The following is a 12,356-nucleotide window of genomic DNA, read 5'->3' as shown; positions in this document are numbered from 1 at the left end:
ACTCCTAGGGACGACGGAAACGACGATCGGCAGCGGTGACGAAACCGCCCAGCGCCATCAGCAGCGCGCCCAGCCAGATCCAGCGGACGAACGGTTTGATGTGCACGCGCACGGCCCATGCATTGTTGCCCAGCGACTCGCCGAGTGCCACGTAAACATCGCCGTTGAGACGGGCGTGGATGCCGGCTTCGGTCATCACCTGCCCGCCACTGGCGTACAGGCGTTTTTCCGGATGCAGCAGGGCCAGCTGGCGGTCATGCTGGAACACGCGCAGGTGGCCGCGATCGGCCACGTAGTTCGGTCCCTGCTGGTGGTCTACGCCTTCAAAACGCACCTCGTACGTGCCCACCACGAGCGACTGGCCCGGGGCCAGCGCGACTTCGCGCTGCACGTTCAAGGCCTCCACCAGCAGCGCGCCGGCCAGGAACACGGCCACGCCACCGTGGGCAAGCAGCATGCCGACCATTTCGGCGGTGAACTTCCCATTGCCGCGCAGGCGGGTCCAGACGAAGCGCCCGGTACCCAACGCCACCCAGGCCGCACCGGTCACGCCGGCGGCGGTCTTCAACGCGCCCTGCGGCGCCATGAAGTAGGCGACCACGCCGAGCAGCACGGCCAGCCCGGCCCACGGGGCTAGCATCGCCAACCGGCGCGAGGCCTGGTCGCGCTGCCAGTTGACCAGCGGCCCGAACGGCAGCAGCGCCACCAGCGGCGCCATCAACACCACGAACAGCGTGCCGAAGTAGGGCGGCCCCACCGACACCTTGCCCAGACCCAGGGCATCGGCCAGCAACGGGTACAGCGTGCCGAGCAGGACCATGCCGCAGGCCGCGGCGAGCAGCAGGTTGTTGGCCAGCAGCAGGGTCTCGCGCGAGGTCGGCAGGAAGCCGCGGCGCGGGTCGTCACTGGTCAGCGCACCGGCGCGCAGCGCGTACAGCAGCAGCGCGCCGCCGATCACCAGCGCAAGGAAGATCAGGATGAAGGTGCCGCGCGAGGGATCGGCGGCGAACGAGTGCACGCTGGTCAGCACGCCCGAGCGCACCAGGAAGGTACCGAGCAGCGACAGTGCGAAGGCAGCGATCGCCAGCAGCAGCGTCCAGCTGGCGAAACTGCCGCGCTTTTCAGTGACGGCCTGCGAGTGGATCAGCGCCGCACCGGCCAGCCAGGGCATGAAGCTGGCGTTCTCGACCGGATCCCAGAACCACCAGCCGCCCCAGCCCAGTTCGTAATACGCCCACCAGCTGCCCAGTGCGATGCCGATGGTCAGGAAGCTCCAGGCCACGTTGGTCCACGGCCGCGTCCAGCGCAGCCAGCGCGCGTCCACGCGGCCTTCCAGCAGCGCGGCGATCGCGAATGCGAAGGGCACCGAGAAACCCACGTAGCCGATGTAGAGCATCGGCGGGTGGATGATCAGCCCGGGATCCTGCAGCAGCGGGTTGAGGTCACGTCCTTCCAGCGGCGCCGGAATGAGCCGCGCGAAGGGATTGGAGGTGAAGATCAGGAACGCGAGGAAGCCGATGCTGATGATGCCGAGTACCCCGAGCACGCGCGCGCAGACCTCGGCCGGCAGCCGCTTGGACCACAGCGCAACCGCGCCGCACCACAGCGCCAGCACCAGCGCCCACAGCAGCAGCGAGCCTTCATGCGCGCCCCAGACAGCCGAGTAACGGTAGGCCAGCGGCAGCAGCGAGTTGGAATTCTCGGCCACATAGCGCACCGAGAAATCCTGGGTGACGAAGGCTGCTGTCAGCACGCCGAACGCGCCCAGCAGCAGCGCCAGCTGGGCGTACGCCGCCGGTCGCGCCACCGCCATCCACGTGGCGCGGCCACGATGGGCGCCCCACAACGGCAGCACGGTCTGCAGCACGGCCATCAACAGCGCGGTGACCAGCAGGATCTGCCCCAGTTCCGGCAGCACTCAGTACGTCTCCGGTGCCGGCACGGGCACATCGTGTTTGGTGTGCGCCTGGCCCATTTTGTCGGCCACTTCCTTGGGCATGTAGGTTTCGTCGTGCTTGGCCAGCACTTCTTCGGCGACGAAGCGGCCGTCCTGCAGGCGCCCGGTGGCGACCACGGCGGTGCCCTCGGCGAACAGGTCCGGCAGGATCCGCGAGGTGACCACCGGCAGGGTGGCATCGCCATCGGTCACCACGAAGTGCGCATCCAGCGAGCCGGGCGCGCGCTGCAGCGAGCCTTTGACCACCATGCCGCCCAGGCGGAACCGGGCATGGTCGCCGGCATCACCGCGCAGCACTTCGGAGGGTGTGTAGAGGTAGGCGATATTGCGTTGCAGGGCCATCGCCACCAGCGCGGTCGCCAGACCGGAGGCCAGCACCAGCAGCATCACCCAGAGCAGGCGGCGACGCCGGACGGGATTCATCGGGTCAGCTCCGGCGCGAGCGGCGGTGCGCTGCCGGCGGCCGTGCGGGCCTGCTGGCGCTGCTGGCGGCGCGCGGCCAGGCGGCGCGCCCAGCGCAGGCGCAGCCAGGAACCGATGGCATCGCTGCCCAGGACCAGCACGAACACCGCATAGGCGGCGATCACATAGGGCAGGTGGGTCATGGGCGGGTGTCCTCCAACGGTGCACGGGTGCCGGCGGTGACCCAGGCCTTGCCGGCCTCGCGCAGCAGGTTGTCGGCGCGGGCCTTGGCCAGCAGCGAGCCGGCGAACCACAGCTTGGTGCCGATCACCATCAGCCACAGTGGCAGCGCCATGCTGGCATCCAGCGTGGACTCGCCGAACAGGCGGATGGTCTGGCCTTGGTGCAGGCTGCCCCACCATTCCACGGAATAGCGGATCACCGGCAGCAGGCTCACCCCGACGATGGACAGCAGGCCCGCCGCGCGCGCGGCGCTGCGACGGTCCTCGATGGCGTGGTAGAGGCCGATCACGCCCAGGTACAGGAACAGCAGGATCAGCTCGGTGGTCATGCGCGGGTCCCAGTCCCACCAGGTGCCCCAGGTCGGCTTGCCCCAGATGCTGCCGGTCAGCAGGGTGATCAGGGTGAAGCCGGCGCCGAGCGGGGCGCAGGCCATCGCCAGTACCTCGCAGGTCTTGATCCGCCAGATCAGCGCGATCGCCGCGTACAGCGCCATCAGCGCGAACACGAACAGGCTCATCCACGCGCTGGGGACGTGGATGTAAAGAATGCGGAAACTGTCCAGCTGCTTGGAATCAGCCGGCACGACGGCCAGCGCCTGCCAGATACCGACCAGCAGCACCGGTACCGCCGCCAGGTAGAACACCCGCGACCAGCGCGCGGCGAAGCGGTCGAAGGTGGGCGGGGAACCGAGTTGGTGGAACCAGCGGACGATCGGGTGCATGCGGCAGTGGCTATCCAACGAAAGGCGGCGATGAAACGGACGTGGAGTGGCTCGGCAACGGATGACGCGGAGGCAGGTGACGCTCACAACACAGCACACGCCACCGACAGTACGCCATACCGCTCAACTCAGCGAGATGCGGATCGCCGCGGCTGTCGCCAGCGGGGCCAGCACCAGCGCCACCACCAGCCCGGCGCCCAGCATCAGCAGGGCGCCGATCGGGTCCTGGCCGCGGGCGACCGCGGCCACGCTGCCCGCGCCGAACACCAGCACCGGCACATACAGCGGCAGGGCCAGCAGCGCCACGAGAATACCAGAGCGCCGGATGCCGACCGTCAGCGCGGCGACCACCCCGCCGATCAGGCTCAACAACGGCGTTCCCAGCAGCAACGATGCCAGCAACATCGGCAGCTGGTCATGCGGCAGATGCAGCATTTCCGCCAGCAGCGGCGACATCACGATCAACGGCAGGGCGGTGGTGACCCAGTGCACCAGCACCCGCACCAGGACCAGCCAGGCCAGCGGAACCGGGGCCAGCAGCCATTGCTCCAGCGAGCCATCTTCGGCATCGCTGCGGAACAGCGAGTCCAGCGCCAGCTGGCCGGCCAGCAGCACCGCCAGCCACATCACCGCCGCGGCCACGCGCGCCATCGCCTCCGGGTCGCGGCCCAGCGCCAGTGCGAACAGCACCACCACCAGCAGTGCGAACAGCAAGGGCTGCAGCGCATCGCCGCGGCGCCGCCAGAGCAGGCGCATGTCGCGGGCAATCAGGGCCCGCGCGGTCTGCCACAGACCCGGTTCGGTGCCTGGCGCGATCATGCCGCCGCTCCCAGGGTCAGCAGGCGCGTGCGCACCGGGGGGGCCGCGTAGGCGCCGTGGGTGGTGACCAGGGCGGCGCCGCCGCTGCGCAGGTGCGCGGAAATCATGCGGTTCACCAGGTTGATGCCGTCCAGGTCGAGATTGGCGTAGGGCTCATCGAGCAGCCACAGCGGCGCGGGCGAGAGCCAGATGCGGGCCAGCGCCAGGCGGCGCTTCTGGCCGGCCGAGAGCTGTCGCACCAGGGTGTCTTCATAGCCGGCCAGGCCGACGATCGCCAGCGCGTTGCCGGGCATCTGGCGGGCGCGGCGGCCGTGCAGTCCGCACAGGAAATGCAGGTTCTCCAGCGTGTCCAGGTCCGGCTTGAGTGCGGGCAGGTGGCTGAGATAGGCCACATAGTGGGCGCGCTCCTTGTGCCCGGCGCGCTTGCCATCGATCTCGACCTGGCCGCTGCCGGCGCGCAGCAGCCCGGCCAGCACCCGCAGCAGGGTGGTCTTGCCGGCACCATTGTCGCCCTGCACCAGCAGGGCTTCCCCGGCATCCACGTGCAGGTCCAGCGGGCCGAAGACGGGTTCGTCGTTGCGACTGAAGCCAAGGCCATGCGCGGCCAGCAACGGAGGGGCGTTCAAGGGGCGGGATCTTTGCACCGGAATGGGCCGCCATTGTATCGGGGGAACGGGTCGGATGATTTGCGTACACTGGGAGTTCCCCCGGTTCTTTCCCTGCTGCCGATGCAACCGCAAACCAAGCTGCCCAAGGTGGGCACCACCATCTTCACCGTGATGTCCCAGCTCGCCGCCGAACACGGCGCGGTCAACCTTGGTCAGGGCTTTCCGGATTTCTCCGCACCGCAGCGGCTGATCGATGAAACCATCGCCGCGATGCAGGGCGGGCTCAACCAGTACCCGCCGATGACCGGCGTGGCGCCACTGCGCCAGGCCATCGCGCAGAAGTCGCTGGACCTGTACGGCGCGCAGGTTGATCCGGACACCGAGATCACCGTCACCAGCGGCGCCACCGAGGCGATCTTCAATGCCATCCACGCCGTGGTCCGCCCGGGCGAGGAAGTGATCGTGCTCGACCCGGCCTACGACTGCTACGAACCGGCGATCGACCTGGCCGGTGCGCGCGCCGTGCACGTACCGCTGGACCCGCAGACCTTCGCGGTGGACTGGGACCGCGTGCGTGCGGCGATCAGCCCGCGCACCCGCCTGCTGATGGTCAACACCCCGCACAACCCGTCCGGCGCGATGCTGACGGCCGATGACATGCAGGCGCTGGCCGATGTGCTGCGCGGCACCGACATCTACCTGATCTCCGATGAGGTGTACGAGCACATCATCTACGACGGTCGCCGCCACGAATCCTCGCTGCGTCATCCGGAACTGCGCGAGCGCGCGTTCGTGATTTCCAGCTTCGGCAAGACCTACCACTGCACCGGCTGGAAGATCGGCTATGCGATCGCGCCGCCGGCGATGACCGCCGAATTCCGCAAGGTGCACCAGTACAACACCTTCACCAGTTTCGGGCCGGCCCAGTACGGCTTCGCCGCCATGATCCGCGACGAGCCGCAGCATCATCTGGAACTGGGCGCGTTCTACCAGGCCAAGCGCGACCGTTTCCGCGAGCAGCTGGCCGGTACCCGGCTCAAGGCGCTGCCGGTGCCGGGCGGTTATTTCCAGCTGGTGGACTATTCGGCGATCAGCGATCTGCCCGACCACGAATTCGTGAAGTGGCTGACGATCGAGAAGGGCGTGGCGGCAATCCCGCTGTCGCCGTTCTATGAGACCGCGCCCGCCGGCCAGCGCCTGGTTCGCCTGTGCTTTGCCAAGAACGACGCCACGATGGACGCGGCGATCGAACGCCTGCGGGCCCTGTGATGAGCACGGTGACCGAGCTGCAGGACCTGCGCATTTCCCTGGTCCAGGGCGACACCCGCTGGCACGACCCGGCCGGCAACCGCGCCCATTACGGCGCGCTGCTGGCGCCGCTGGCCGGGCAGACCGATCTGGTGATCCTGCCGGAAACCTTCACCAGTGGCTTCTCCAACGACGCCATCGACAAGGCCGAAGGCATGGACGGCCCGACCGTGGCGTGGATCCGCGAGCAGGCCGTGCGGCTGGGCGCGGCGGTGACCGGCAGCGTGCAGCTGCGGGTAGGCGATGGTGCCTACAACCGTCTGCTGTGGGCCACGCCGGATGGCGAGCTGCAGTACTACGACAAGCGCCACCTGTTCCGTTACGGCGGCGAGCATGAGCGCTATGCCGCCGGCAGCCAGCGCCTGAGCGTGGAGTGGAAGGGCTGGCGGATCAATCCGCAGGTCTGCTATGACCTGCGTTTCCCGGTGTTCTGCCGCAACCGTTACAACGTAGAGCGCGCCGACCAGCTGGATTTCGATCTGCAGATTTTCGTGGCCAACTGGCCCTCGGCACGCGCCTACGCCTGGAAGACGCTGCTGCGCGCGCGCGCGATCGAGAACCTCTGCTACGTGGCGGCGGTCAACCGGATCGGCGTGGACGGCAACGATCTGCATTACGCCGGCGACAGTGCCGTGATCGATTTCCTGGGCCAGCCACAGGTGGAAGTGCGCGAACGCGAGCAGGTGGTCACCACCGCCATCTCGGCAGCGGCCCTGGCCGCGCACCGCGCGCGCTTCCCGGCGATGCTTGATGCGGACAGCTTCAGCCTGCAGGAACGCAGCTGAAACGATAGTGCCGGCCGCTGGCCGGCTCTGTACGTTGCAGGATTGCCTGGAGCCGGCCAGCGGCCGGCACTACCGGGGCCGCTCGGGCTGAACAGACGCCGGATGCGCGTGGGGTGCATCATCCGCGCCACACGCGCACGCTGCTAGATTCGGCGCGTTACCCCTTCAGTACGAGCGGACCCGCATGAAGAAGTTCTCCCTGGCATTGATCGCATTGGCTGGTATCTCGGCCGTCCCGGCTGCGCAGGCCGCCGGCAACATCGATTGCGAACTGCACTACAACCTGGCCGGGTGGTCGGTGCTGTACAAGACCGCTTCCGGCACGGGCACCATCCAGTGCGACAACGGCGCGCGCATTCCGGTCAAGATCACCGCCAAGGGCGGCGGCCTCACCGTGGGCAAGTCCAAGATCGTCGATGGCAAGGGCAAGTTCTCCGGCGCCTACTCGGTCAACGACCTGATCGGCTCCTATGCCGCCGTTGAAGCGCACGCAGGCGCTGACAAATCCAGCAATGCGCAGGTCATGACCAAGGGCGATATCTCACTCGCTCTGGCGGGCACCGGCAAGGGCTGGGACCTGGGCGTGGGGGTAGGCCGCTTCACCATCGAGCGACGTTGAGGGGTAGAGCCACGCCACGCGTGGCTGCACCACCGTCTCCGGCATGACGCGTAGCCACCCATGGTGACTCTACACGACCGGGTTGATCGCCGCCCGCGCGGACCCAACAAAAAACCCCGGCCGAAGCCGGGGTTTTTTTGTGTCACTGATCAGCCGCCGCGCGGGCCGCCACCACGGTGACCGCCGCCGCCCGGGCCACGGTTGCCGCCGGGACGACCGCCCGGGCCGCCCGGACCGCGACCACCCGGGCCACCCGGACCCCGGTTGCCGCCCGGACCACCGGGGCCGCGATTGCCGCCAGGACCGCGCGCATTGGCGCCGCCCGGGCCACGGTTGCCACCCGGACCACCCGGACCGCGGTTGCCCGCCGGGCGCGCGCTGCCGTACGGGCTGGCGCCCGGATTGGCGTGGTCGGACGGGAAGCTCGGTGCATTGCCCGGATGGCCATACGGATGGCGGGACGGACCCTGGCCCCCCTGAGCGCCGCGGTTGCCACCGCCGCCCGGACCGGCCGGACGGCCCTGGCCGCCGTAGCCGCCACGGCTTTCGCCACCGCCGGCATAACCGCCGCGGCCTTCAGCGCCGCCGCCGTAGCTGCCGCGACCCGGGCCGCCTGCGCCACCCGGACCCTTCGGCTTGCCGTACGGACGGCCCTGGCCGCCGGCGCCTGCGCCGGCACCCGGCCCGCGTGCACCCGGGCCACGGGCAGCGCCCGGGCCGGCATTGCGGTGGCCGCTCGGGCCGGTGCTGACACCGTCGGGCACATACCAGCTGCGGAACGCGGCCGGGTTGCCTTCCGGCAGCGCACGGTTGCCCTTGTCCGGGCGCGCCTTGAACGGGCGCTGCGACTGCTTGGCTGCTGCTTCGCCGCTGACCGTCAGGCCACCCTTGAAGCCGCCGCCCTTGCCGCCGCGACCACGGCCGCGCTCTTCGCGCACGTTGTCGAAACGACGCAGTTCTCGGCCTTCATCGGCCGAGTTGTGGCCGTTGACGTAGGCGTTGCCACGGCCACCCTCGCGCGAGACGCGCACGGTGGTCTTGGCGGCGCGGCGCTGGCCGATCACCGGCTGCAGGGTCAGCGCCGACGGCGCGCCTTCTTCCAGCTTCAGTTCGGCGCGCAGCGCTTCGACCTGCTTGGCCGGCAGTTCGACCGACTGGCCACGCAGCAGTTCGCGCGGCAGGCTCACCTTGCCGTAGCGGGTGCGCTTCAGGCGGCTGACCTGGCAGCCCTGCGATTCCCACAGGCGGCGCACTTCGCGGTTGCGGCCTTCCTTGACGACCACGCGGAACCAGTCGTGCGAGTCGGTGCCGCCGATGCGTTCGATCTCGTCGAACTTGGCCGGGCCGTCTTCCAGCGCGACGCCACGGGCGAGGCGGTCGACGATGCTGTCCGGCACCTTCTCTTCGCCTTCCGGGGCACGCACGCGCACCACGTATTCGCGCTCGACCTCGTAGGAGGGATGCATCATCGCGTTGGCCAGCTCACCATCGGTGGTCGCCAGCAGCAGGCCGGTGGTGTTGATGTCCAGGCGGCCGATCGCGATCCAGCGCGCGCCCTTCAGGGCAGGCAGCGCTTCGAACACGGTCGGGCGACCTTCGGGATCTTCGCGCGTGGTCACTTCGCCTTCCGGCTTGTTGTAGGCCAGCACGCGCGACGTTTCGGTCAGCGCGGTGGCCACGAAGCCACGGCCGTCCAGTTCGACTTTGTCGCCGCTCTTGATCGACTGGCCGGTCTGCGCGACCTCGCCATTGACCTTGACCAGGCCATCGGCGATGCGCTGTTCCAGCGCGCGGCGCGAACCCAGGCCTGCCTGCGCCAGCACTTTGTGCAGGCGCTCTTCGAGCTTGGGCTGTTCGGAGGCGGTTTCGCGCTTGAGCGAAAGCTTGTTCAACGACGGCTTGCGGGGGGTGTCACTCATTTACTTGGCTCCGGCCGGCAACGGATGCGTCGGCCTCTGGTTCGGGATCGGCTTCGTCAACAGCCACGGTCGTCTTCGCGACGGCGTTGTTTTCGGTTTCGTTCTGGGGCGCCGCGCGCTCTCCCGGCGCGGTATCGGGTTCGCCATCGCTGGCGGTCGTATCCGCGTCGTCGTCGGCAGGCGACAACGGCGCATGGGATGGGGTGTCCGAAGCGTCCGCATCGGCGGAAGCTTCGCTATTGTCCGGATCTGCCGGCTGCTCCGCCAGCCGCGCCGAGGCCAGCGCCACGCGGGCGGCCAGGCGGGCGGCGGCCGGGTCCACCGGGTCTGCAGGATCCACTGGCGCTGCAGGGGCCACCGGCTCCGCAGGGTCCGTCGGCGCCGGGGCGTCGTCGTCGTTGGCCGCGTCGCTGTCCAGCGCCGCATCCGGTGTCGCCGCGCCAGCGGGCAGGCGGCCGGCCGGCTGGCCTTCGCTGTCCAGCGGCAGCTGCGGTTCCAGCTCACCCAGGTCGCGCAGCTCGGACAGCGGGGGCAGTTCGTCCAGGCGCTTGAGGCCGAAATAATCCAGGAAGCCCTTGGTGGTGCCGAACAGCGCCGGCTTGCCGGGCACGTCGCGGTGGCCGATCACGCGGATCCATTCGCGCTCTTCCAGGGCCTGGATGATGTTGCTGCTGACCGCCACGCCGCGGACCTGTTCGATCTCGCCGCGGGTGATCGGCTGGCGGTAGGCGATCAGGGCCAGCGTTTCCAGGGTGGCGCGGGTGTAGCGGGTCTTGCGTTCGGTCCACAGCCGGGTGATGTAACCGTGCACCTCGCTGGTGACCTGGAAGCGGAAGCCGGAGGCCACCTCGACCAGTTCCACGCCGCGGTCCTGGCAGCCTTCGCGCAGCAGTTCCAGCGCGCGTTCGATGCTGCCCGGCGGTGCCGGTTCCTCTTCCGGGAACAGACCCTGCAGCTGCGCCAGCGTCAACGGCTCGCTGGCGGCCAGCAGGGCGCCTTCGACAATACGGTTGATCAGCGGTTGATCCATACGTGGGTCGGGTGCTCAGTCGGATGCGTTGGCGGCGTCGTTGTCGTCGAACTCACTGTTGAACTGCAGCGGTTCGTTGGTGTTGCCGGCGGCCAGGGACTTCACGTAGATCGGCGCCAGCGGAGCTTCCTGGACGATGTCCAGCAGCTGTTCCTTGGCCAGTTCGAGCAGGGCCAGGAAGGTGACCAGCACCCCCAGCTTGCCTTCTTCGGCGGTGAACAGCGTTTCAAACCGGTAGAACCTGCCGTCTTCCAGACGACCCAGCACGTCGCCCATCCGCTGGCGCACGCTCAGTGCCTCGCGTTTGATCGCGTGGCCGGTGAACAGCTCGGCGCGCTTGAGCACGTCGTGCAGCGCCATCAGCATTTCCTTCAGATCCACCGGCGGCGGCAGCTTGACGGCCGCGCGGTCGGGGACGAAGGCGTGGGCCACGGTGGTATCGCGGTCCTGGCGGGGCAGGCTGTCGATGTCTTCGGCAGCCTGCTTGAAACGTTCGTACTCCTGCAGCCGGCGCACCAGCTCGGCGCGTGGATCGGCTTCCTCGCCCTCGATGCTGGGCGGCCGCGGCAGCAGCATCCGCGACTTCACTTCGGCCAGGATCGCCGCCATCACCAGGTATTCGGCCGCCAGTTCGAAGCGCAGCTCCTGCATGACGTTGATGTACTCGACGTACTGGCGGGTGATCTCGGCCACCGGGATGTCCAGGATGTCCAGGTTCTGCCGGCGGATCAGGTACAGCAGCAGGTCCAGTGGACCTTCGAAGGCATCCAGGATGACTTCCAGCGCGTCCGGTGGGATGTACAGATCCTGCGGGATCTGCAGGACCGGCTGTCCATGCACCACGGCCAGCGGCATTTCCTGCTGCTGTGGGGCGGGCACTCGGGTTGGCGGGTTCGCGTCGGGCGCGAGTTCGGCAGTCATCAAATAGACGTCAGTATTGCAACGGACCGGTCGCCGCACCATGCCAGCGTCCGGAACGGTCCCGGGCGGCAGGATGGCAAGCCATGACACGCCTGGGTCGGCGCGGTTCCACACTTCAAACAGCAAGGCGCGCCGCGATGGGCAGCGACAGAACTACGGGGAGGTCGTCTACGTGTGCTGGTGTGGGGCAGTGGATCGGTCGTCGGCTGGCGGTGGAGCCGGGGGCCGACGGGGCGCTGCGTCCAGCCACGTGCAATGGAGCTAAGACTACGGGGTTGGGGCGCCAGTGTCCAGCCAGCCCCGCTAGAATGCGCGGGATCGATTCAACAAGACCTCGGAGTTGCCCGTGTGGTATGTGATTGAAGGCTATGACGGCACCGATGTGCTGGCCGCCCGTCTGGCGTCGCGCCCGGCCCATCTGGCCCGGCTGCAGGCCCTGCAGGATGAAGGCCGGCTGCTGCTGGCCGGCCCGTGCCCGGCCATCGACAGCGAAGATCCCGGTCCGGCCGGCTTCAGCGGCAGCGTGGTGATCGCCGCGTTCGATTCGCTGACCCACGCCCAGGACTGGGCCGCCGCCGATCCCTATGTGGAGTCGGGCGTCTACGTGCGCGTCCAGGTGCGTCCGTTCCGCAAGGTCCTGCCATGAACCGGGTCGAGCGTATCCGCGAGGCGCTGCAGCAGGCGCTGGATCCGGAGCTGCTGGAGGTCAAGGACGACAGTCATCGCCATGCCGGCCACGAGGGCGCGCGTGATGGTCGGGGGCACTTCAAGGTGCACGTGGTCAGCGCAGCCTTCGAAGGAAAGCTCCCGCTGGCGCGCCATCGGGCCGTCTATGCGGCCTTGGGGACGATGATGGAGACCGATATCCACGCGTTGTCCATTCGCGCCGAGACACCGGTCAAAAACCGCTGAAACCCTTGTCCCGCCTTGTCCTGGTCGGTCCCGGAAAGGGCCGCCATGGACAGCTTTTGGTTACCGCCGTACGACATGAGGCTAACGTAGTGTTTACATCCGGGTTTGAAAA

The 12,356-nt window shown here is 68.6% G+C and carries 14 protein-coding genes; 5 read left to right on the top strand and 9 right to left on the bottom strand.

Going from position 1 to position 12,356, the window contains the following annotated elements:
- Positions 1-4: 4 nt before the first annotated feature.
- The 6 genes from NJD74_RS09685 to ccmA form a co-directional block, all read right to left on the bottom strand.
- The gene (locus NJD74_RS09685) at positions 5-1,918 is read right to left on the bottom strand and encodes a heme lyase CcmF/NrfE family subunit (RefSeq protein WP_319624060.1); all 1,914 of its coding nucleotides are present in this window, start codon (positions 1,916-1,918) and stop codon (positions 5-7) included.
- Positions 1,919-2,380 carry a cytochrome c maturation protein CcmE gene (gene ccmE, locus NJD74_RS09680; RefSeq protein ID WP_019182864.1) on the bottom strand — a complete coding sequence of 154 codons (462 nt, stop codon included), beginning with the start codon at positions 2,378-2,380 and terminating at the stop codon, positions 1,919-1,921.
- Positions 2,377-2,562, bottom strand: coding sequence for a heme exporter protein CcmD (gene ccmD, locus NJD74_RS09675; RefSeq protein WP_019182865.1), 186 nt, complete (start codon positions 2,560-2,562; stop codon positions 2,377-2,379). Before ccmD ends, ccmE begins: the two co-directional genes overlap by 4 nt.
- The gene (gene ccmC, locus NJD74_RS09670; RefSeq protein WP_019182866.1) at positions 2,559-3,323 is read right to left on the bottom strand and encodes a heme ABC transporter permease CcmC; all 765 of its coding nucleotides are present in this window, start codon (positions 3,321-3,323) and stop codon (positions 2,559-2,561) included. The genes ccmD and ccmC overlap by 4 nt, the downstream gene beginning before the upstream one ends.
- Before the next feature lie 123 nt (positions 3,324-3,446).
- Entirely contained in the window at positions 3,447-4,142 is a 696-nt protein-coding gene (gene ccmB / locus NJD74_RS09665) for a heme exporter protein CcmB (protein ID WP_019182867.1), read from the bottom strand.
- Complete coding sequence (gene ccmA / locus NJD74_RS09660; protein WP_070425518.1) at positions 4,139-4,768, bottom strand: heme ABC exporter ATP-binding protein CcmA; 630 nt, start codon at positions 4,766-4,768, stop codon at positions 4,139-4,141. The genes ccmB and ccmA overlap by 4 nt, the downstream gene beginning before the upstream one ends.
- A gap of 102 nt (positions 4,769-4,870) precedes the next feature.
- Here ccmA and NJD74_RS09655 point away from each other — a divergent pair, with 102 nt between their 5' ends.
- The 3 genes from NJD74_RS09655 (at position 4,871) to NJD74_RS09645 (ending at position 7,462) form a co-directional block, all read left to right on the top strand.
- Positions 4,871-6,019: a pyridoxal phosphate-dependent aminotransferase gene (locus NJD74_RS09655; protein WP_070425517.1), complete on the top strand. Its 1,149-nt coding sequence runs from the start codon at positions 4,871-4,873 to the stop codon at positions 6,017-6,019.
- Positions 6,019-6,843 (top strand): amidohydrolase, encoded by an 825-nt coding sequence (locus tag NJD74_RS09650; RefSeq protein WP_319624059.1) that lies wholly within the window; start codon positions 6,019-6,021, stop codon positions 6,841-6,843. Before NJD74_RS09655 ends, NJD74_RS09650 begins: the two co-directional genes overlap by 1 nt.
- 184 nt (positions 6,844-7,027) lie before the next feature.
- The gene (locus tag NJD74_RS09645; protein ID WP_019182871.1) at positions 7,028-7,462 is read left to right on the top strand and encodes a hypothetical protein; all 435 of its coding nucleotides are present in this window, start codon (positions 7,028-7,030) and stop codon (positions 7,460-7,462) included.
- Positions 7,463-7,611: 149 nt separating this feature from the next.
- Here NJD74_RS09645 and NJD74_RS09640 read toward each other — a convergent pair whose 3' ends face one another.
- From NJD74_RS09640 to NJD74_RS09630, 3 genes are read right to left on the bottom strand one after another with little or no spacing between them, the layout of a single operon-like run.
- Positions 7,612-9,381, bottom strand: a complete 1,770-nt coding sequence (locus NJD74_RS09640; RefSeq protein ID WP_266085125.1) for a pseudouridine synthase — start codon at positions 9,379-9,381, stop codon at positions 7,612-7,614.
- Positions 9,374-10,411 carry an SMC-Scp complex subunit ScpB gene (gene scpB / locus NJD74_RS09635; protein WP_319624058.1) on the bottom strand — a complete coding sequence of 346 codons (1,038 nt, stop codon included), beginning with the start codon at positions 10,409-10,411 and terminating at the stop codon, positions 9,374-9,376. The genes NJD74_RS09640 and scpB overlap by 8 nt, the downstream gene beginning before the upstream one ends.
- A gap of 15 nt (positions 10,412-10,426) precedes the next feature.
- Entirely contained in the window at positions 10,427-11,458 is a 1,032-nt protein-coding gene (locus NJD74_RS09630) for a ScpA family protein (protein WP_174704336.1), read from the bottom strand.
- A gap of 220 nt (positions 11,459-11,678) precedes the next feature.
- On the opposite strand from NJD74_RS09630, the gene NJD74_RS09625 reads away from it, so the two are divergent.
- Positions 11,679-11,978: a YciI family protein gene (locus NJD74_RS09625; RefSeq protein ID WP_070425514.1), complete on the top strand. Its 300-nt coding sequence runs from the start codon at positions 11,679-11,681 to the stop codon at positions 11,976-11,978.
- Positions 11,975-12,244: a BolA family protein gene (locus NJD74_RS09620; RefSeq protein ID WP_070470362.1), complete on the top strand. Its 270-nt coding sequence runs from the start codon at positions 11,975-11,977 to the stop codon at positions 12,242-12,244. Before NJD74_RS09625 ends, NJD74_RS09620 begins: the two co-directional genes overlap by 4 nt.
- Positions 12,245-12,356: the final 112 nt, after the last annotated feature.

It is taken from the genome of Stenotrophomonas sp. RG-453, from assembly GCF_033843685.1.
GTDB lineage: Bacteria > Pseudomonadota > Gammaproteobacteria > Xanthomonadales > Xanthomonadaceae > Stenotrophomonas > Stenotrophomonas bentonitica_A.
This window is presented reverse-complemented; position numbering and strand designations above follow the sequence as displayed.